The following is a 19417-nucleotide window of genomic DNA, read 5'->3' as shown; positions in this document are numbered from 1 at the left end:
GTACTGTAGAAATTCAATTATTTAGCACCGATAATATGTGTGGCTTGCTAAAACACAAAGGGAACACCACACGAAGTGCAAGCTATGCTCCAACATCCCAAAGAGCATTATGGTGGACATCATCAAACAATGGACTTGGAGAATTATGATGAAAAACTCATTGAAAATTGCACTGCTCGCGTCGGCCCTGCCTTTCGGCGTCATGGCGTCTGATGAAGGCATGAGCCCCTGGTATGTGGGTGGCGGTGTTGGTATCAACAACTATGAGCCAGCCTGTGACCAAAAAACCATGCGTTCCTGTGGTGAAGACAGTCCTTATGCTTGGGACGTATTCGCTGGCTACCTGTTTAATGACTACTTTGGTGTCGAGCTGGGTTACCGTGACCTGGGCCGCGCCGAGTGGACTGACTACGCCAACAACCTGAATGACGTAGGCGCCAAGGGCACCACCCTGGGCTTGGTCGCGTTCTGGCCATTTGCGAGCAAGTGGAGCCTGTCGGCTGAAGCCGGTGCCATGAACTACCTGGTGTACAACAACAAACGCTGGGGCTCTAACTACTACAGCGACAGCGGTATTGCGCCATTCGTAGGTGCTGGTATCGGTTATAACTTCACCGATAACCTGAAGCTGTCTGCCAAATATCGTCGTTACGAAAATCTCGACGAAGAGAAGTGGAACACGCTGGAAATGGAAAGCAACTATTGGGGTCTGGAGCTGAGCTATCGCTTCGGCAGCAAGGCAGCTCCTGTCGTTGCCGCCCCCGTGGTTGTTGCACCTGTTGATTCAGATAACGACGGTGTAAATGATGATCTGGACAAGTGCCCAGCCACACCTGCCGACCACAAGGTTGATGCATACGGCTGTACAGTTTACAAAGACGATGTGACCACCCACAACCTGGGCTCACTGCGCTTTGCCAACAACTCGTCTGTTATCAATCCATCTTCCTACGAGTCTGTTGAGAAGTTGGCAAACTACATGAACCAACACCCAGGTTCAACCGTTGAAATCGGTGGCCACGCTTCCAACGTCGGTAACCCAGACTACAACATGACCCTGTCTGAGAAGCGCGCCAATGCCGCAGCCAAGCTGCTGGTTGAGAAGTATGGCATCAGTGCCAACCGTGTGACCGCCAAGGGTTATGGTATCACCCGTCCGGTAATGGATGGCAACACAGCTGAGGCTCATGCGGCTAACCGCCGTGTTGAAGCGGTTGTGACTGGTTCTGAAAAGGTACCAGTACTCAAGTAATCTGTGATTTGTCACTGATAAAGCCACTGCCTGCAGTGGCTTTTTTCTTTGTATAATCCAATTTAAAGACCTTGCCTGACTCATTTCGAAATTTTAAGTCTATTTTGTAATTTTTTTTCATAGTGCGGTTGGAAAAAAGCGCAAAATCGCTTCTAATATTGAGTCTATAAACCCGGCGCTCCGGCAGCATTTCGAAAAGGACAAGATCCATGGCCAATACCTTAGAGCAACTCAAATCCTTTACCACCATAGTCGCTGATACCGGCGATATCGAAGCCATCAAACGCTCTCAGCCTGAAGATGCCACCACCAACCCTTCATTGATCCTGAAAGCAGCGCAAATCCCTGAATATTCAGGCCTTATCGATAATGCCATTGCCTGGGCCAAAACCCAGAGTGACAATCTTGAAACCCAAATTGAAGACGCTGCCGATAAACTGGCTGTCAACATAGGTCTGGAAATCCTGAAACTGGTTCCCGGCCGCATCTCCACTGAAGTCGATGCCCGTCTGTCTTTCGATAAAACAGCTTCTATCGCCAAGGCCCATAAGCTTATCCGTCTGTATCAGGAAGCCGGTATCGATAAGAGCCGCATCCTGATCAAACTGGCTTCCACATGGGAAGGTATCTGTGCCGCTAAAGAGCTTGAGGCCGAAGGCATCAACTGTAACCTCACGCTGCTGTTCAGCTTTGCCCAGGCTCGCGCCTGCGCCGAAGCCGGTGTATTTCTGATTTCACCTTTCGTTGGCCGCATTCTCGACTGGTACAAGAAGTCTACCGGCAAAGATTACCGCGCCAGTGAAGACCCGGGCGTTGTATCAGTAACTGATATCTACAACTACTATAAGCGCCACGGTTACAAGACTGTGGTGATGGGCGCAAGCTTCCGTAACACTGGTGAAATCATTGAGCTGGCTGGTTGTGACCGCCTGACCATTGGCCCGTCATTGCTCGAAGAAATGGCCGCCAGCAACACCCCTGTGGTACGTAAATTGACACCGACGACCGACACTGTTGCACCGGGTCCTGTAATGAGCGAAGCCGAATTCCGCTGGGAGATGAACCAGGATGCCATGGCAGTTGAAAAGCTGGCCGAAGGGATCCGTAACTTCGCCATCGATCAAGGCAAACTGGAAGAGATGCTCAAGGCTAAACTGGCCTGATAACGCGGGGAAGCAACGAATGAGTCGAGTGACCAATACTCCTGAATGGCAGAAACTGAAAGAATATTCCAACAAACTGCCTCATATGCGTGAACTTTTTGCGACTGACAGCGCACGTTTCGACAAAATGTCGCTGAAAGCCTGTGGTCTGTTTCTGGATTACTCCAAAAACCGCGTAACAGAAGTCGTGCTGGGTGCCTTGTTCGATTTGGCAAAGCAAGCTCAGCTAGAAGCCCGCATCAACGCCATGTTCGCCGGTGATATTATCAACACCACTGAAAAGCGTGCCGTACTGCACACCGCACTGCGTGCGCCAAATGATGCTGTAGTTGAAGTGGATGGTGTCAATGTGGTGCCGGAAGTCCATGCTACTCTGGATAAAATTGAATCCTTCGTTGCCTCAATTACCTCTGGCGAATGGCGCGGTTACACGGGTAAAGCTATCACCGATATTGTCAGCATAGGTATTGGCGGCTCATTCCTCGGGCCCAAAATTGTCACCCAGGCGCTGCGTCCATACTGGACAGGCAAGCTGAACTGTCACTTTGTTGCCAACGTGGATGCCACCTCGCTGGTTGAAAAGCTCAAGCTGGTCGACCCGGAAACAACTCTGTTCCTGATGTCATCCAAGTCGTTTGGCACTCAGGAAACCCTCACCAATACCCTGAGTGCCCGCGACTGGTTCCTGCAAAGCGGTGCTTCTCAGGCTGATGTAGCCAAACACTTTGCCGCTGTGACCTCCAACGTGGCCAAGGCGACTGATTTCGGTATCGATGAAGCCAATGTCTTCCCAATGTGGGACTGGGTTGGTGGTCGCTACTCACTCTGGTCTGCCATTGGTCTGCCTATTGCACTGATGGTTGGCATGGATAACTACCGGGCGCTGCTCGCCGGTGCCCGCAGTATGGACGAACACTTCACCTCGGCGCCGCTGGCTGAGAACATGCCGGTGATTATGGGTCTGCTGTCGGTGTGGTATGGCAACTTTTTCAATGCCCAGTCACACGTAGTGCTCACCTATGACCACTACCTGCGAGGTTTGCCCGCTTACTTCCAGCAGCTTGACATGGAAAGTAACGGCAAGTCTGCCATGATGGATGGCGAAACCGTGGATTTCAGCACTGGCCCGGTTATCTGGGGCGGTGAAGGTACCAATGGTCAGCATGCCTATCACCAGTTGTTACATCAGGGCACTGCACTCATTCCTGCCGACTTCATTATGCCGCTACAAAGTCATAATCCGCTGGGTGAACATCATGTGCAGCTTGCATCCAATTGCTTCGGACAAACCCAGGCTTTGATGCAGGGGCGCACCTACGAAGAAGCCTTGGCTGAACTTGCAGCAAGCAATCTCAGTGATGATGAGAAGAGTCTTATCGCCCGTCATAAGGTTATGGAGGGTAACAAGCCGAGCAACACCCTGCTGATGGACAAACTGACACCTTCCACATTGGGTGCACTGATAGCGCTGTACGAGCACAGAACCTTTGTTCAGGGTGTGATTTGGGATATTAACTCTTTCGACCAGTGGGGCGTGGAGCTGGGAAAAACGCTGGGCAATGACGTGCTGGCGCGCCTGACCGCCGATGAGGATGCCAGCGCACTGGACTCCTCCAGTAACGCGCTCATTAATTTGTTCCGCAAAGGACAAATTTAGTCAGATGTTTTCTCTTTAATAATCAAAGGCCGATAATTTATCGGCCTTTTTATTTAAATTCAGTCGGTTATTTAATCTTCTACGAAGATCATCCAAGTTTCATTTTTGCTTAACACAATTGAAACATTATTCTTGCACCCTGTTTGTGATGTGTGGTATTTAGTTGCTGAGAAAACATACAACAACAGGAGGTTGCCATGGATCGTTTAGATTATGGTAGTGCGCTAGATGAAGTCGTAGAAAGACCAGGTCGCTCTAAAGGCTCCAACAAAAAACGCAAGTGGAGGGAAATCGAGGCGCTGAAGGATAAGCATCGCCTGCTGAAGGAACTGCAGGATATTGACTCCAATCTCGCTTACGACATTGATTCACTGATGGACTAACCCTCCTGTTGTAAAAAAGAGCGCTCAAGCGCTCTTTTTTATTGTCCACTATCGCTGTCAATCTGACAGTGACAGGTAATTTCGTAGCTCATCAAACAGTTGGTTATCATCATCGCTGAATAGAGGGTCATCCATCAATTTGTTCAAACAACGTTCATTGATTTCATGCCAATCTTCATCCTTAAGATCGTTTGCCAGAATGGGAAAAAGCTCTCGCTCCTCAAACAGCATATGTGCTTCCTGTGCACTGACATAACCGGATAGATCGCCAATCAGCTTCTCTTTCGCAACCACCACGTCATTAAGAATAAGGTTCAAGGTCGACATTAAAGAGGCTGACGACGCCACCAGCTGCTGATGCTCTTCATTCAATCTGGCCAGGCGCGGCAAATCAGGGTATTTATCGAGACAGTAATCGTAAATGACATCCTCCAGAGGATGATGACTGTGCTCGGCATAGCTTTGCATATACTCCACAATGTCGCGAACCAGATTAAAATTAACGCTCTCACCGCTTTCCAGTAGGATGCGTTTTTTATTGAGGATCTTCAGCAATATCGCAATATGCTTGTGATCCCTCATCAATCGGTTGAGCATAACCCTCTCCCCTCGCCAGTGCCTGCCTTATTCAATACTAGTAAAGCGTCAGACGCTTAACCACTATAACAAAGGGTCCTAAAAGACCAACGTGATAGAGATCAAGCTTTTAGCTCATGCAGTATTGCGCTCTAACACAGCAACAACAGACTTTAATGAGGTTTGCAAACGCAAAAAAGAATTGCTCGCCGAGTTGGCTTCCCGCAGATTTCGCTCAACCAACCCGGTGAAAAAGCTCTCCTGCTCCTCCGTCATGTCCAATACATGAAAACTTGCCCGAATTTCGGTGGTGATATTGGACAGCGCATGGCAAAACTGCTCATCACTCTCATGGATGCTGTCCGACAAGCCTGCCAACAGCCGCCTGATGTCAGTCACTACACGTTGCAGCGTTTGTTGACGCTGAATATCAATAATACGGGCTTCCAACCCTTCAACGACAACGGCGATGACATCCCTCAAACGACCGTACAACACTTCATCTTGCAGCGGCATATTTTTGATTAAAAAGGAAACATGCTTGTCGTTACAGATGGTTCGGGAGCCGAAATCAAATAAACGCCCCTGATGATCGAGCAGTTCAAAAATATTGGCTTCAATGGGGCTGATGGCCATGTGCTCGGGCACAAAGTACAGGGTTTCATCCACCCGAATCTCAAGACAGGTTTTTAAATCGAGCTGCATCATCAAGGCAAAAAACGCATCGGCGAGCGCTTGATAGTCCTGACACAGGAAGCACTGACGGAAAAACTGCAACACGGCCCCGTATTGGGACGACTCATTCATTGATTGGAATGCCATATTGCGCGAAAAGCTTTCAGCCTCAGCGAGCGCCCTTTTTTTGTGCTGATAGTTGGCCACCGCATTGGTTTTCGCCATCAACTCTTTGAGTTCAAAAGGTTTGGCAATGAAGTCAACTCCCCCGGCTTCATAGGCTTTAAGCCGCTCTTCGAGGGTATTCATTCCCGAAACAAAAATAACTGCGCTGTCTATTCCATGGGTCTGAAGCGACTTGCACAGTTCAATTCCCGACACATCGGGCAAATTGATGTCCATCAGGATGATGTCCGGCTTGGCTGCCACCATAGCTTTTGAATAAGAGTCTGCATCCAGAAACAGGCGCACGTCATAGTCTTCCTGCAATACTTCCCGCATCAAATGGCAGTAGTCATTGTCGTCATCCACAATCCACACTTTCAGTTGTTCCATCTGATTAACTCTCCCTATCCATGAAACGGACACCCACTTCGGCCAATGCATTGGCAAATGCGTGCAAATCAAACGGCTTATGAAGCACTTTGAACGGCATTTCCTCATATCGGTTCACACCGATATCTTCAATAAACCCCGACACCAAAAGCACCGGCATGGGATGCTTTGCTATGACATCGCTGGCCAATTCATAACCATTAATGCCACCCGGCATCAGTACATCGGTAATGAGTAGCCCGGCATCCAGGACCTTACTTTGAAAGTTGTTTCTAAAAGTAACGCCATCGCTGAAGGTTTCAACCTCCATGCCCATGAGTTCACAATAGTCCCGCATTACCTGAAGCAGCTCTGGTTCATCGTCTACCAACAGGGCTTTTAGAGGACTATCCACCCTCGGAATGCTCGTTTCGGCAGCCAAAGCCTTGGCAGAGGCAGCCTGTTTTATCGTTACAGCCGGAAACCAGAGCCGAATTTCAGTACCTTGAGGCCCTGTTTTCAGCACATTCATGTAGCCTCGGGATCGTTTTACAAAACCATAGACCATGGAGAGTCCAAGACCGGTGCCCTTGCTCTTATCTTTGGTAGTAAAAAAAGGCTCAAAGATTTTATCAAGCAGCTGAATCGGGATACCGTGCCCTGCATCGGTAACCGAAATCCACACATAGCAGCTAGGCTCAACCAATACCCGCTCACCAATCCCCGGCAGAAAGCCAGCAAGCTCAGATTCCCCGGTGGCTATGGTTAAGGCTCCCTCTCCATTCATGGCATCCTTGGCATTGATCACCAGATTCAGCAGTGCATCTTCCAAATCGCCCTTATCGACCATCACATCCCGGGTAAAGGGGGCCAGCTGCACATTCAAGGCCACCTGGCTGGTCAGGGATTTGGCAAAGAGATCTCTTAAGCCCTCTATCACCTCATTCACCTGACAATGCTGAGCGTTAAACTGTTCTTGCCGGGAAAACTGTAATAACCGCCGGGTGAGTTCTGTGCCCCTTTGACAGGATTTAAGCGCTGTGGTCAGGTAGTTTTCCAACCGTTCGTCTTTGTTTTTTAGCTGTATCAGCTCGAGATTCCCCTTAAGAACCCCAAGAATATTATTGAAGTCATGGGCAATTCCGCCAACCAGCTGGCCAATAGCCTGCATCTTCTGCGCCCGGCTGACGGTTTTTTCCATCGCCTTGAAGTCGGTATAATCACGGCCAATAAGTGCATAGAGCCCGCCTTTACTATCCTGCTCCAGTGCAATGACATGTAAGTGTAAAATCGCCAATTCCCCATTGGCCTTGGTACAGTAAACCTCGCCATTGAAGTCCTTTCCGGAGCAGAGGATGTCGTAAAGGTCGACCTCGTTACCGGACGCCTGAACACCTTTAGGAAACAGTTTACCCAGCGATATGCCTTTGAGTTCGCTGCGTGGGTAGAGACTGATGCAGGTCACTGCGGCATTGACATAGACAATCTCACTGTTGCCATCGTGAAACTGCTTAACCACCATAATGAAATCATCGCTGTTTCTGACAATGGAGCGGAACATGATGTTGTCTATATCCCCTCTGGTCTCCCTGTCCCCACCCTCACGCCAATGCTCAACATGCAGAGTCAGTATTCCCATCAAAATATCGGCAAGCAGATCACTGAAACTCAGTAAAAAGCCAAACCAGGCATCTTTAGGTGTATGGAAAAATATCAACAAGTCCGTGTGTTTTACCGGCCACACCACAAACTTATGCCAGCAATGCACCAAGGGTTCCTGATGTGAGAAGGGCCAGTCACGAACATCTTTCCAGAGGGTGAGGTAACGCACTGGGTCGCGGCACCAGCATGCTGCGGACTCTGGCATATCTTGCGCATTGCTCGAGGAGGCATCTATCACCAATACGGCCTGTGCACCACTCTGTTCGGCCAATATGCGGCACAGAGGCAATATGACATCCTCCCCGCGAATAAAGCGAGCCTGGATCTTACCCAGCTCGGCAAGAAAAAGTGGATCAAGTAATGCGTGGCGGGTATCAAAAAGCATGTTTGCAGAACCAGATTCCATTCCAGTCAATCCCGTAACTTCAGCTATTTACCTAAAGCTTAGTCAAGCTTTACCGAATTGCTGAAGATAAATGGCTGGCGGGATCTTTTTCATAAAAAAGGAGGCTTCTGGGCCTCCTTTTGTGAATGCTACACAGCTCAATGACGCAAGGTTTCAAACAAATGAGTCTTGAGTGCGGCAAAATCCGGCGCCAGATTGGCCGACAGAACCGGCTTGTCAGCAACCGCCGCAAGCTCTGGGGGTAAAGGCAAGTCCAGAGACAGCTCATGGTCGACCACATCTTTGAACTTCGCCGGATGAGCCGTACCGAGAAAAATACCCCGCTCGTCCTTGCCTAGTGTGGCCTTAAGCGCTTGTGCAGCAATGGCCGCGTGGGGTTCGGACAAGTAGCCATCTTCCTGCAATGCCAGCAAAGCACAACGGGTTTGTTGCTCGTCCAGTGCTACCCCATCAATCTCAGCAAGGGACCACCCCATGACCTTGGCGATGGCTTCCACACGAGGCCAGTTGCTGGGGTCTGCCACATCCATGGCATTGGACATGGTGGCCACTGTGGGATTGACCTGCCAGTTTGCGCTGGCGAGATAACGCGGCACAGTGTCGTTGCTGTTGGTGGCGGCCACAAAACGCTTCACCGGCAGGCCCATGGCCTTGGCAAAGAAACCAGCGGTGAGATTACCGAAGTTGCCGCTGGGCACGGCAATAACCGGTGCATCGACAAAGTTCTTGCGATACTGAGCCACGGCCTCGAAGTAATAGCAGATCTGTGCCAGCAACCGACTGATATTAATAGAGTTAGCCGAATTAAGGTGCAGTCCTTCACGGACGTCGGCATCATCAAAGGCCTGTTTCACCAGCGCCTGACAGGCGTCAAAATCGGATTCAACCGCCACCGTGTGAATGTTGTTGCCGAGGGTAGTAAACATCTTTTCCTGCAGCAGGCTGATTTTGCCTTTTGGATAAAGCACGCAGACCTGCACCTTATCGAGCCCATAGAAGGCGTCGGCCACAGCAGCCCCAGTATCACCTGAGGTGGCGGTGAGAATGGTCAGCCGTTCATCACCGGCAAGCACGTTCAGGCACTGGGCCATGAAGCGGGCACCAAAGTCTTTGAATGCCAGAGTCGGGCCGTGGAAAAGCTCCAGGCAATAACGCGTGTCGTCTACCTTGACCAGCGGCACCTCAAAGGTAAATGCTTTATCGACCAGGGCATCCACCACATTTTGCCCCAACTCATCAGCGAGCCAGGCACCCAGTATTTTTTTACTGCGCTGCGCAAACGGTAAAGTCAGCAGGGTTTCAACATCATCCAGCTTGGGAATATGAGTCGGGAAAAACAGCCCGCGGTCTTTACCCAGTCCCAGCTTTACCGCCTGAGAAAAGCTTACCCGCTCATCGGGATGCTTAAGATTGTATAATTCCATCGCGTATCCTTAACCTTCACTCGCTACGACTCGGGTGCCCTGCATATCCAGGCGGCACACGTGGGCAAAACCGCCCTCTGTAAGATAATGGGCTTCCAGCCAGGCCTTGGCCGCCTCAGCTGTCTCGAGGCAGGAAGTAACTGAAAAGAGCGTGGGGCCGCTACCGGAAATTCCACTGGTGAGCATACCAAGCTCAGCCAACGCATCTCGGGCCTCGAGATACCCCGGAATAGCAGGTGCGCGATAAGGTTCGGCCAGCACATCCTTAAGCACCGCCAACGCCAGGGCTTCATCCTGACGATAAGAAGCGTGCACAAAAGCAGACAGGTGACGACCAAAATCGATGACCACGGACTTATCATAGCTGTCCGGCATCAGCGCCCGCATTTTGGCAGTTGACAGTGAAATCCCCGGATACGCCACCACCCAATACCAGTGCTCGAAGCTGGGGATGGACTCGCAGATGCGCCCGGGCAAATCCAGCATCAGCTGCATACCACCGAGGTAACAGGGCGCCACGTTGTCGTAATGCACAGAGCCGCTGATTTTGCCTTCAAACTCGCCCATCAGCGCCAACAGCGCCTGCTCATCGAACGGCTTGTCGAAATATTCGTTCAAGGCATAGAGCGCCGCCACCACAGAGCTGGCACTGGACCCCAAACCACTACCCACCGGCAGGTTCTTCTCAAGGGTCAGCGCAATACCAAGCTCTTCTTTGCCTAAACGCTGTAAGAAAAACTCGGCACACTGCCAAACGATGTTCTCCCTGGGATTGGCAGGCAGCTTGTGGGCCCAGGCGCCAGTGGTATTAAGCGTCAGGCCCGCATTCGCCTCGGCAATCATCACTCTGTCACCCAGTAAACTGCCCTCGATGGGCGCAAGCGCCGCACCGAGCAAATCGAATCCTACACCCACATTACCCATAGAGGCCGGGGCATACACGGTCAAACTCATAAACTCACCTCGCGGGTCCAGTTCAGGGTACGCAGCAGGTCAGCAAAAGCGCCTGCCGCAGTCACATCGGTACCCGCACCATATCCCCGCAATACAAACGGAATGGGTTGATAGTAACGGCTGTAGAAAGCGAGCGCATTCTCGCCGCCCTTGACGCTGAAGAGTGGAGCTTCCGGACCCACGGCCTGAATACTCACCCGACAGCCAGATTCATCAATCTGGCCCACGTAGCGCAGGACCTTGCCCTCACTGCGGGCATTTTCCACCATGGTGGCTATCTCTGTATCCGCCTTGTGAAGATTGGCCATAAAGGTACTCACATCGCCATTGGCATCGAAAGATGCAGGCAGTACTGAGTCCACCACCACATCCTCAAGCTCAAGTGGCATCCCCACCTCGCGGGCAAGAATCAGCACCTTACGGGCCACATCCATGCCGGAGAGATCATCCCTCGGATCCGGCTCGGTAAAACACTTGTCACGGGCGATGGAGGTTGCCTCGGACAGACTCATGCCCTCTTCCAGCTTACCGAAGATAAATGAGAGAGAACCTGAGAGTATGCCATTGAACTTATGGAGTTTATCGCCGGCACACAGCAGTTTTTTCAGGTTATCGATAACCGGCAGCCCCGCGCCGACATTGGTCTCGTACAGGAACTGACGTCTGTGTCTGAGCGCAGCCTCACGCAGAGCACGGTAGTATCCCAGATCGCGGGTATTGGCTTTCTTATTGGGGGTCACAACGTGCATCCCCGCTTCCATGACCTCAAGATAGCGGTCGGCCACGGCTGCCGACGAGGTGCAGTCCACCAGCACCGGATTGAGCAGCTGCTTTTCTTTCGCCCAGGCAAGCATGGCGCCAAGGTCGCAGCCCGTTTCACTGTCGTTAAGCAGCCCCTGCCAGTTAGCCAGGTCAATACCACGTTCATCCAGCAGCATCTTGCGGGAGTTGGCGATACCACAGACGCGGATGCTGATGTGCTGCTCTTTGAGCGCTTCTGCCTGATTTTTCACCTGTGCAAGGAGCCCTGCCCCCACATTACCCGCGCCAACCAGGAACACGTCCAAATACTGCTGTACATCGAAGAAGCGCTGATGACAGGCGCCGATGGCATTTTGTACCTTGCGCTGCTCCACCACGGCGGAGATAGAACGCTCGGAAGACCCCTGAGCTATGGCCCGGATATTCACACTGGCCTGTGCCAGTGCAGAGAAAAACTTGGCCGCTACGCCCTTATGGGTGCGCATGCCATCGCCGATAAGCGACACTATCGCCAGCCCGGATTGCATTTCCAGCGGTTCCAGCAGCTCACTTTTGAGCTCCAGCTCAAACTCTTGCTCCAGCGCCGATTGCACCTTGGCAGCATCTTTTCCTGCAACACAAAAGCTGATTGAGTATTCGCAAGAACTTTGGGTGATAAGGGATACAGAGACACCGGCGCGGGCAATGGCACCCAGGGTGCGGCTTGCCATACCTACCATGCCTTTCATGCCCGGACCGGACACATCAAACATAGTTTGATTGTCGAGGCTGGAAATTGCTTTTACCTGCAGGCCTGTTTCATCGACCGCATTGGACACCAGGGTACCCGGGGCCTCGGGATTAAAGCTGTTTTTGATGTAGCAGGGAATGTGAAACTGGGCGATGGGCGCTATTGTCTTGGGGTGCAACACCTTGGCACCGAAGTAGGACAGCTCCATGGCCTCCTGATAAGACAATTGCGACAGTAACTTGGCGTCCGCTACAACCCGAGGATCGGTGTTATATACCCCATCCACATCAGTCCAGATTTCACAGCTGCTTGCATCGAGGCAAGCGGCAAGCACAGCTGCCGAGTAGTCAGAACCGTTGCGCCCAAGCGTAACTGTACGCCCCTTGTCATCGGCGGCGGTGAAGCCCGGCATCACCCAAACCCGTTTGCTGTCCAGCGGTAATTGTTTGAATCTGGGTTTGCTGACACCTATGTCCACCACCGACTCCAGTGGCGTGCCGTGGGCTAAAAACAGCGCCCGGGGATCGAGTTTATCGGCGCTTAACCAGTGGGCGTTCATCAAGGCCACCATCAGCTCGGTGGACAGACGCTCGCCCGCCACCACAATTTCAGCACGTACGCCATCGGGGCATTCTCCCAGCAAGGCCACACCTTCAAGACGCGTTTGCCATGCGTGCTTCTGAGCCGAAAGAGCAGCAAACAGGTGTTCACGGCATTGGGGTACCTGATGTTGACACGCATCATCAAACAACGCCTCAAACACACCGACAACCCGCCCAAGCACTGCCTGATAGTCGCCGCCAGTGACGGCAACATCCACCATGTCCAACAGTCCGTTGGTCACTGTGGCTGGCGCCGACAGCACGGCTGCAACTTGCGATGCTTTTGCCGCTTCGGCCACGATAGCGGCCGCCATATCAAATCGCTGCCAGTTCGCCAGCGAGGTTCCCCCAAACTTCATGACTTTCATCTTGCTACTCCGTTTACCTCGCTCGCCCCAGAAACAAAAAACCCGCTCCTTTTGGGGGAGCGGGCCTTAATGTTCATTCTTTTCAGGGTAAAATCAGCCCGCCCCCACTCCGGTAATGGTGGTGGTAGTAATAATAGTGGTTACTACTGCGCCTGACTTATACATGGAAAAATCCACTTCCTGATTTAACTGAGCCCACAGAATTGCTTTTTTTGGCAATCCTTGTCAACCCCCGAAATCAAGTATTTTTTACAGATTGGCAACAATATTTCAGATACTGCAATCAATGATGTCAGTTAATGAAAATACCCCAATGAAAATCCGTTGGACACCTAATTTTCACCACTTAACGTAAAGGTAACCCAAGCTTGTCAAGCATTACCTAATTATCTGATTTAAAAATACTTAACTTCAATTCCTTGCTGATTGAGTCTCGCTCGGTCGAAACGTACACCTAAGCGGGTGATTAACGTTATCCAGACCAGCCAGAAAAAAGTGGCCTAAGTTAACAATCACTGATGTAAATCATCGCCTGAGCATAAAAAGCAGAGTATTATGCGCGCACATTGCGAATATGGAGGCAGTATGAAAATCACCAAGAACAGTGCGGTAACCATCCACTATCGCCTGAGCGACAGCCAGGGCCAGCTGATTGAAAGTTCCTTCGAGGCCGATCCCATGGTGTACCTGCACGGTGCAGAGAACCTGATACCGGGTCTTGAAAATGCCCTGGAAGGTAAACTGGCCGGTGATACCCTCGAAGTCACAGTAGACTGTGAACAAGCCTATGGCCCTTACCACGATGGCCTGCGTCAGGAAGTGCCACTGGAAGCCTTTGGCGATATTCAGGACATAGTGCCCGGTATGCGCTTCATTGCAGAAACTGAAATGGGCCAGCGCCCTGTGCAAGTTACTGAAGTGCTTGAAAATACCGTTGTAGTTGACGGTAACCACCCACTTGCTGGCCAGTCACTGACCTTCTTTGTTGAAGTAAAAGATGTACGTTTGGCGACCGATGAAGAAGTTGCCCATGGTCATATCCATGCCCACGGTGGCTGTGGTGGTCATCATCACCATCATGACGAAGGTGGATGCTGTGGCGGCCATGATCATGACCATGGTCACTGCGAGCATGACTCAGAGAAAGAAGCCAAACCCGGCTGTGATGGTAACGGCGGCTGTGGCTGTCGCGGCTAAGCTGTAACGCTTTCTTATTAAATTTATGCAAAACGCCGATCTCTTTTGAATCGGCGTTTTCTTTTGGCCTAATATAAAGCCCGGCACGGACTGCCGATATTAAAAAAGGACCTTTATATGCTCAAAAAGCCACTCTACGAAAGTCTCCCCTACCTGTGCATGTTGTGTGCAACTGCAACCCTGCTTTGGCAACAAAACACCCTCGCCCTGGCTGCAGGACTACTGCTGTTTTTTGTGGGGGCTCGGGTCTATATCCTTCGCTCTGACAATCGCCGCACCGATCCGGCGCGCAAACGAAAAAAAGGTGGCTTGCCCAAGGGACTCTATGAGCTGTTGCCATTTGCTTGCCTGGCGCTCAGCTTTGTCCTGCTCGCTCAACCCGGCAGTGCCTGGCTTATCTTTCCTGCGTTAATGCTGCTGGCATACGGGCTCTATGTGCTCGCAAGCCGGTCGAGCTATCGAGATCACCAGTTACCCTCTCAGGGCCGGTTCTAATCAGCGGATATCGGCGGGGTCCGTTACTATCAATTTGGCTATCACAGCACGCTCAGCCTCATTCATGTGCTTGAGGTAATTAGAGCAACGGGTGATGGTTGCAATGCTGATTTGATATTCAGCCGCTATTTGGCGCTGGCTCAATTCACCAGCGAGCAGCAATTGGAATACCTTCAAACGCCCGGCGATGGCGCTGCGCTCTTCTTCTGTAAGCAGTAACTGAAACAGGGTAATCAGCTCATCCCGTTCGGGATGAGTCAGTATTTTATCCAGAACCAAATTCCAGGATGCCCGCATAATATCCTCTCGGCCGGGGATCTATTGATGTGCGGCAGTGTAGCAAGCCCCTGTCGGCTCTACAAACGTCCATAAGAAGGTTTGCCAAACAAAATTTAACAAAATGCGTCATTTAGTTTGTGCGACTTCCGGTTACAATGACTGTCTTTGCGTCTTACCCATTCACTCCACAAGGAAGAATAACAATGAAAAAGACATTGCTTTGCCTGAGCGCCCTGCTGGCTTTTGGTGCCAGCGCCAACAACTTTGAATCTGCCGATGACGCCATTCACTATCGCCAGTCAGCCTTCGGTTTGATTGCTTATCAGTTTGGTGACATGAGCGCCATGCTCAAAGGTAAGAAGGAATTCAATGCCGACGTGTTTGCCAAGCGCGCCGAAAACGTAGCGGCCCTCTCCAAGTTGCCTGCAGAAGGTTTTATCGCCGGCTCTGACAAAGGCAACACCGACGCCCTGGGCAAAATCTGGGAAAACCAGGCGGACTTTGACAGCCGTATGAGTGAGTTCCAGGAAAATGCCGCCAAATTGGCCGTGGCTGCCAAAGGCACCGACAAAGATGCCATCAAGTCGGCATTTATGAATACCGGCAAGAGCTGTAAAGGCTGCCACGACAACTACAAAAAAGACTAAGCTTCTGTTGTCTGATAAAAAAGCCTGCATCTGCAGGCTTTTTTATTATTTCAGTATCACCCGTTACAGTGCCTGAATGGCTGGCCACAGCAATAAATAGCCAATAGGTAAGGCAACGAGCACCAACAAAATTGCGGCTTTCCACAGCGGTGCAAAGCGGATATCTAATTTTACTTCAATGTCATCACGGTGCCTGCGGCCCGTCACCATGGCTCCCAGTAGTTTGTCGCCTTTGAGTAGATGCCACACCACCGCCAATACATGTACCGCGGCAAGGATTAACAACAAATCGAAATTGCGCTTGTGCAGCCAGGTCATCCAGGAGGCTGTGTCACTGCTCACCATGCTCACCAGGGGCCCTTCGGTAAAGACTTCATCAGTGGCAAACAGGCCTGATATCAGCTGAAGAGCAAGACACAAGAGCAGCGCCAATACCATGTAGCCGCCGAGAGGATTATGACCATGGTGGCCTTTCACGCCTTTGCTGACTGTCTTTTTGGCGTATTCCACTACGGTCAGCGGATGATGCAGAAAGTGCGCAAAGCGGGCGGTATCACTGCCAACAAAGCCCCAAAACACTCTGAACAGCAGCAGTGCCATCAGGCTATAGGCGAACACCTGATGCCATTGCATCTCGCCTGTTTCGGCGCTCCACCAGAGCAATCCGAGCAAGGTCACCATCAACCAATGAAACAGCCTGATGGGCAAATCCCACACCTTGGCGTGCGTCATTACATCCTCCGCATACACAGGAAATAGCCTTAAAAAGTATGGGGATGGTAATCAAATTGAGGGGAAAAGAGAAGGAAATGAGTGTAAGCAGGGATGAGTTATCCATTCGAATATGCGCCTCTTTTGGGGCGCATTCAAGCAAATCCGGGGCTTTTTTGGGCTTTTTGGTTCAAGCGTTCAAATAAGAAGCGAACGATATTTCCGCCTTGATAAAACGTGATTTTACTCACGACTTTCAGAATTCAGCTTGGTAGTCTGGAGTCACGGAAACAAAAAAGAGGCTCGACAATATGTTGAAAATCACCAGCAAACAGTTCGAAGTAACTACTCCTATCCGTGAACGCGTTGAAAGCCGCTTTGAAAAGCTCGCTCGTCACGATGTTCCGCTGATCAATCCACATATCATTATCAGCCAGGAGAAAACCCTCTTTAAAATCGAAGCCTCTGTTGGGGTACCACAAGGAGATTTATTTGCCCAGGCGAAAAGTGAAAACCTGTATGCAGCCATTACGGCCATGGGACAAAAGCTGGAGAAACAGCTCAATCGCCTGACCCACAAACCCGAAGCCAAACGTGCCGATACCCAAGCGGTAGCCGCCGAGGAAGTTGACTTCGAAGACGACTATGAGGAGGAATACGCAGCTTGACCCCGTTCAATAACACGACAAAGCGCACCTCCGGGTGCGCTTTATTTTGTACAACATATGCAGATTTTTTGATTGACACTCAAGGGCGCAGTCTTTAGTTTTAATGCCATGAAATTTACCGTGAATGCAGTTTTTACTTTCTTTTTTATTCACTTCCCCTGAGGAGGCGGATTTTCTGTGTAAAAACGAAAGTGAAAATTCAAAGCCTCCCACCACCGGGAGGCTTTTTTGTTCTTAGGCGATGCAGTTAATACCAACAGAGGTCAGCATGGAGAAACCACAGCCCCTGAGTGAAACCCGGGAGCAGATCACCGACATCGACAACACAGTGCTGCAATTGCTGGCACGGCGTCGGGAGCTCAGCCTCGAAGTCGCTCGCAGTAAAGAAGTGGATGTGCGCCCCGTGCGCGATACTCAGCGCGAGCGCGAGCTGTTGTCGAGACTGGTACAAAAAGGCCGCGAGCAGGGGCTGGATCCGCACTTTGTTATGCAGCTATATCAAAGCATTATCGAAGACTCAGTACTCAACCAGCAGGCCTATCTCCATGGCCGGGCCAACCCGGAAACCCAAAAACAACAGTATTGCATTGCTTATCTGGGTGCCAGAGGCTCCTACTCATACCTCGCCGCCAATCGATACTGTCAACGCCGCCAGGTAGACATGGTGGATCTGGGCTGTCAAAGCTTCGATGAAATAGTTCATGCAGTGGAATCCGGACATGCCGATTACGGTTTCCTACCAATTGAAAACACTTCCTCTGGCTCCATTAACGAAGTCTATGATGTGCTTCAGCACACCAGCCTGGCCATTGTGGGTGAAACCACCATCGAGGTGGGTCATTGCCTGCTTGCGAAGCCCGGTACCAAGGCATCGGATATCAAGACCCTGTATGCCCATCCGCAGCCAATCAGCCAATGCAGCCGCTATCTGGCACGCCACCCCGGTCTTAGACTCGAATACTGCGCCTCCAGCGCCGAAGCCATGGAAAAGGTGCAGGCTGCTGACAGCAAGGATGTCGCCGCCATCGGCAGCGCCGAAGGGGGGGGCCTGTACCAGCTGGAAGCAATCGAAAAGGGACTCGCCAATCAAAAGGTCAACCAAAGCCGCTTTATTGTAGTAGCCCGTAAAGCCGTGGCAGTGCCCGAACAGTTGCCCGCCAAATGCACCCTCATTATGGCAACAGGCCAAAAGCCAGGAGCCCTAGTAGAAGCCTTGCTGGTGCTCAAGGCCAACAACCTTAATATGAGCAAGCTCGAGAGCCGCCCGATCCCAGGTACGCCCTGGGAGGAAATGTTTTATCTCGATATCGACGCCAACCTGGCCAGTGTCCCTATGCAACTGGCGCTGAAAGAGCTTGAACGCATTACCCGTTTTATTAAGGTGCTGGGTTGCTACCCCTGTGAAACAGTAGCACCCACGCAGCTATCCAACGCCCAGCTGTTAATCGAGCCCGAGCATTTCCGTACCGATGCGCCAGAGCCAGCCGCCGCACAGGCCCGGGATGGCGATTCGGTACCTGCCCGCCATAGTCTGGGGTACAAAGAAACCGTCAGCGAAGTACAAGCGGGCGCCTTGCTCATCGGCAATGGTCATTCGGGTGCACTCGCGATGCTTTCGTTACCTGATACTCTTGAAGGGTTCGAACCCTTCCTTAAGCAGCTAAAGGCGGCCGGTTTTGCTGGCCTTGTGCTGGATAATCTGTCTGAGCGACCAGATCCCGCCAAAGCACTGGATGCCTGCACCAAGGCCGCTGAAAAGTTTGGCCTCATCACCGCTGCGGCAGTGAACAGGGAAGATGAGCTTGAGCATGCCATCTCCCGGGTCGAACTTATCCTGATAAGGGGCAAGCAAATGTTCAATCAGCCCCTGCTGGAACGCCTTGGTAAGCTGCATCTACCTGTGGTGCTTGAACGCAATACCATGGCCGATATTGACGAACTCCTGGCCGCTGCCGATACCATTCTGGCAGAAGGTAACCAACAGCTGATGCTGTGTGAGTCAGGAGTCAGCAGCTTTAAGAGCAGCACACTTGCCACCCTGGATTTAGCCGGCTTAGTGGAGCTGAAAGCCAGAAGTCATCTGCCGGTGCTGGTCAACCCCAGCTATGCAGTAACCCCTGAAGCCTGTCCACGTCAGGCTAAAGCGGTTAAACGTCTCGGGGCCGATGGATTGTTGCTTGAGGTGTCGCTGGACACCTCGATGGCTGACAGTTATTTGGGTGAAACTTTGCGGCAGTTTTTTGTGTAAAGGATAGTAGAGTCGTAATGCAAA

18 protein-coding genes and 1 other annotated feature are annotated in these 19417 nt (G+C 51.3%); of the genes, 9 read left to right on the top strand and 9 right to left on the bottom strand.

What is annotated here, in order from left to right:
* Window positions 1-145: 145 nt before the first annotated feature.
* Window positions 146-1252: an OmpA family protein gene (locus tag SAMA_RS04775; protein WP_011759031.1), complete on the top strand. Its 1107-nt coding sequence runs from the start codon at window positions 146-148 to the stop codon at window positions 1250-1252.
* Here SAMA_RS04775 and SAMA_RS04770 read toward each other — a convergent pair.
* On the bottom strand, window positions 1245-1463 hold the full coding sequence (locus tag SAMA_RS04770; protein ID WP_041409686.1) for a hypothetical protein: 219 nt from the start codon (window positions 1461-1463) through the stop codon (window positions 1245-1247). The two genes, SAMA_RS04775 and SAMA_RS04770, sit on opposite strands and share 8 nt — an antisense overlap.
* Here SAMA_RS04770 and tal point away from each other — a divergent pair.
* From tal to SAMA_RS04755, 3 genes are all read left to right on the top strand, one after another.
* Window positions 1462-2415 (top strand): transaldolase, encoded by a 954-nt coding sequence (tal, locus tag SAMA_RS04765; RefSeq protein WP_011759030.1) that lies wholly within the window; start codon window positions 1462-1464, stop codon window positions 2413-2415. The genes SAMA_RS04770 and tal overlap by 2 nt on opposite strands.
* 19 nt (window positions 2416-2434) lie before the next feature.
* Window positions 2435-4072 carry a glucose-6-phosphate isomerase gene (gene pgi / locus SAMA_RS04760; protein ID WP_011759029.1) on the top strand — a complete coding sequence of 546 codons (1638 nt, stop codon included), beginning with the start codon at window positions 2435-2437 and terminating at the stop codon, window positions 4070-4072.
* A gap of 197 nt (window positions 4073-4269) precedes the next feature.
* On the top strand, window positions 4270-4455 hold the full coding sequence (locus SAMA_RS04755) for a DUF3545 family protein (protein WP_011759028.1): 186 nt from the start codon (window positions 4270-4272) through the stop codon (window positions 4453-4455).
* Window positions 4456-4512: 57 nt separating this feature from the next.
* On the opposite strand, the gene SAMA_RS04750 is transcribed toward SAMA_RS04755, so the two are convergent.
* The 6 genes from SAMA_RS04750 to thrA form a co-directional block, all read right to left on the bottom strand.
* A complete protein-coding gene (locus SAMA_RS04750) occupies window positions 4513-5052 on the bottom strand; it encodes a hemerythrin domain-containing protein (protein WP_011759027.1) in 540 nt (179 codons plus the stop codon).
* Window positions 5053-5166: 114 nt separating this feature from the next.
* The gene (locus SAMA_RS04745) at window positions 5167-6261 is read right to left on the bottom strand and encodes a response regulator transcription factor (protein ID WP_011759026.1); all 1095 of its coding nucleotides are present in this window, start codon (window positions 6259-6261) and stop codon (window positions 5167-5169) included.
* Window positions 6262-6265: 4 nt separating this feature from the next.
* Window positions 6266-8308, bottom strand: coding sequence for a PAS domain-containing hybrid sensor histidine kinase/response regulator (locus tag SAMA_RS04740; RefSeq protein ID WP_011759025.1), 2043 nt, complete (start codon window positions 8306-8308; stop codon window positions 6266-6268).
* A gap of 137 nt (window positions 8309-8445) precedes the next feature.
* The gene (gene thrC / locus SAMA_RS04735; RefSeq protein ID WP_011759024.1) at window positions 8446-9732 is read right to left on the bottom strand and encodes a threonine synthase; all 1287 of its coding nucleotides are present in this window, start codon (window positions 9730-9732) and stop codon (window positions 8446-8448) included.
* A gap of 9 nt (window positions 9733-9741) precedes the next feature.
* Window positions 9742-10686 (bottom strand): homoserine kinase, encoded by a 945-nt coding sequence (thrB, locus tag SAMA_RS04730; RefSeq protein WP_011759023.1) that lies wholly within the window; start codon window positions 10684-10686, stop codon window positions 9742-9744.
* Window positions 10683-13148 (bottom strand): bifunctional aspartate kinase/homoserine dehydrogenase I, encoded by a 2466-nt coding sequence (thrA, locus tag SAMA_RS04725; protein WP_011759022.1) that lies wholly within the window; start codon window positions 13146-13148, stop codon window positions 10683-10685. The genes thrB and thrA overlap by 4 nt, the downstream gene beginning before the upstream one ends.
* 585 nt (window positions 13149-13733) lie before the next feature.
* Here thrA and slyD point away from each other — a divergent pair.
* Together slyD and SAMA_RS04715 are read left to right on the top strand one after the other, a co-directional pair.
* On the top strand, window positions 13734-14345 hold the full coding sequence (gene slyD, locus SAMA_RS04720) for a peptidylprolyl isomerase (RefSeq protein WP_011759021.1): 612 nt from the start codon (window positions 13734-13736) through the stop codon (window positions 14343-14345).
* 117 nt (window positions 14346-14462) lie between these two features.
* Window positions 14463-14840, top strand: a complete 378-nt coding sequence (locus tag SAMA_RS04715) for a hypothetical protein (protein WP_011759020.1) — start codon at window positions 14463-14465, stop codon at window positions 14838-14840.
* Here the strand turns inward: SAMA_RS04715 and trpR are convergent, their stop codons facing one another.
* A complete protein-coding gene (trpR, locus tag SAMA_RS04710; RefSeq protein ID WP_011759019.1) occupies window positions 14841-15137 on the bottom strand; it encodes a trp operon repressor in 297 nt (98 codons plus the stop codon).
* A 185-nt stretch (window positions 15138-15322) separates the two neighbouring features.
* Between trpR and SAMA_RS04705 the strand changes: the two genes are divergently transcribed.
* Window positions 15323-15766: a c-type cytochrome gene (locus tag SAMA_RS04705; protein ID WP_011759018.1), complete on the top strand. Its 444-nt coding sequence runs from the start codon at window positions 15323-15325 to the stop codon at window positions 15764-15766.
* A 63-nt stretch (window positions 15767-15829) separates the two neighbouring features.
* Here SAMA_RS04705 and SAMA_RS04700 read toward each other — a convergent pair whose 3' ends face one another.
* The gene (locus SAMA_RS04700) at window positions 15830-16498 is read right to left on the bottom strand and encodes a cytochrome b/b6 domain-containing protein (RefSeq protein ID WP_011759017.1); all 669 of its coding nucleotides are present in this window, start codon (window positions 16496-16498) and stop codon (window positions 15830-15832) included.
* A 290-nt stretch (window positions 16499-16788) separates the two neighbouring features.
* On the opposite strand from SAMA_RS04700, the gene hpf reads away from it, so the two are divergent.
* Window positions 16789-17145, top strand: a complete 357-nt coding sequence (hpf, locus tag SAMA_RS04695) for a ribosome hibernation-promoting factor, HPF/YfiA family (RefSeq protein WP_011759016.1) — start codon at window positions 16789-16791, stop codon at window positions 17143-17145.
* A 107-nt stretch (window positions 17146-17252) separates the two neighbouring features.
* Window positions 17253-17378 (top strand) — a sequence feature (Phe leader region).
* A gap of 35 nt (window positions 17379-17413) precedes the next feature.
* On the top strand, window positions 17414-19393 hold the full coding sequence (locus SAMA_RS04690; RefSeq protein WP_011759015.1) for a chorismate mutase: 1980 nt from the start codon (window positions 17414-17416) through the stop codon (window positions 19391-19393).
* Window positions 19394-19417: the final 24 nt, after the last annotated feature.

It is taken from the genome of Shewanella amazonensis SB2B, assembly GCF_000015245.1.
In the GTDB taxonomy this organism is placed as follows: Bacteria; Pseudomonadota; Gammaproteobacteria; order Enterobacterales; family Shewanellaceae; genus Shewanella; species Shewanella amazonensis.
The sequence above is the reverse complement of the archived record's forward strand: the minus strand, read 5'-3'. Positions and strand labels throughout refer to the sequence as shown.

Coding starts and splice junctions, on each gene's coding strand:
- SAMA_RS04740 (WP_011759025.1), bottom strand. CDS start 8,308: ATGGAATCTGGTTCTGCAAACATGCTTTTTGATACCCGCCACGCATTA.
- SAMA_RS04755 (WP_011759028.1), top strand. CDS start 4,270: ATGGATCGTTTAGATTATGGTAGTGCGCTAGATGAAGTCGTAGAAAGA.
- SAMA_RS04745 (WP_011759026.1), bottom strand. CDS start 6,261: ATGGAACAACTGAAAGTGTGGATTGTGGATGACGACAATGACTACTGC.
- pgi (WP_011759029.1), top strand. CDS start 2,435: ATGAGTCGAGTGACCAATACTCCTGAATGGCAGAAACTGAAAGAATAT.
- SAMA_RS04750 (WP_011759027.1), bottom strand. CDS start 5,052: ATGCTCAACCGATTGATGAGGGATCACAAGCATATTGCGATATTGCTG.
- SAMA_RS04770 (WP_041409686.1), bottom strand. CDS start 1,463: ATGGATCTTGTCCTTTTCGAAATGCTGCCGGAGCGCCGGGTTTATAGA.
- thrC (WP_011759024.1), bottom strand. CDS start 9,732: ATGGAATTATACAATCTTAAGCATCCCGATGAGCGGGTAAGCTTTTCT.
- thrA (WP_011759022.1), bottom strand. CDS start 13,148: ATGAAAGTCATGAAGTTTGGGGGAACCTCGCTGGCGAACTGGCAGCGA.
- trpR (WP_011759019.1), bottom strand. CDS start 15,137: ATGCGGGCATCCTGGAATTTGGTTCTGGATAAAATACTGACTCATCCC.
- SAMA_RS04700 (WP_011759017.1), bottom strand. CDS start 16,498: ATGACGCACGCCAAGGTGTGGGATTTGCCCATCAGGCTGTTTCATTGG.
- thrB (WP_011759023.1), bottom strand. CDS start 10,686: ATGAGTTTGACCGTGTATGCCCCGGCCTCTATGGGTAATGTGGGTGTA.
- tal (WP_011759030.1), top strand. CDS start 1,462: ATGGCCAATACCTTAGAGCAACTCAAATCCTTTACCACCATAGTCGCT.
- SAMA_RS04715 (WP_011759020.1), top strand. CDS start 14,463: ATGCTCAAAAAGCCACTCTACGAAAGTCTCCCCTACCTGTGCATGTTG.
- SAMA_RS04690 (WP_011759015.1), top strand. CDS start 17,414: ATGGAGAAACCACAGCCCCTGAGTGAAACCCGGGAGCAGATCACCGAC.
- SAMA_RS04705 (WP_011759018.1), top strand. CDS start 15,323: ATGAAAAAGACATTGCTTTGCCTGAGCGCCCTGCTGGCTTTTGGTGCC.
- SAMA_RS04775 (WP_011759031.1), top strand. CDS start 146: ATGATGAAAAACTCATTGAAAATTGCACTGCTCGCGTCGGCCCTGCCT.
- hpf (WP_011759016.1), top strand. CDS start 16,789: ATGTTGAAAATCACCAGCAAACAGTTCGAAGTAACTACTCCTATCCGT.
- slyD (WP_011759021.1), top strand. CDS start 13,734: ATGAAAATCACCAAGAACAGTGCGGTAACCATCCACTATCGCCTGAGC.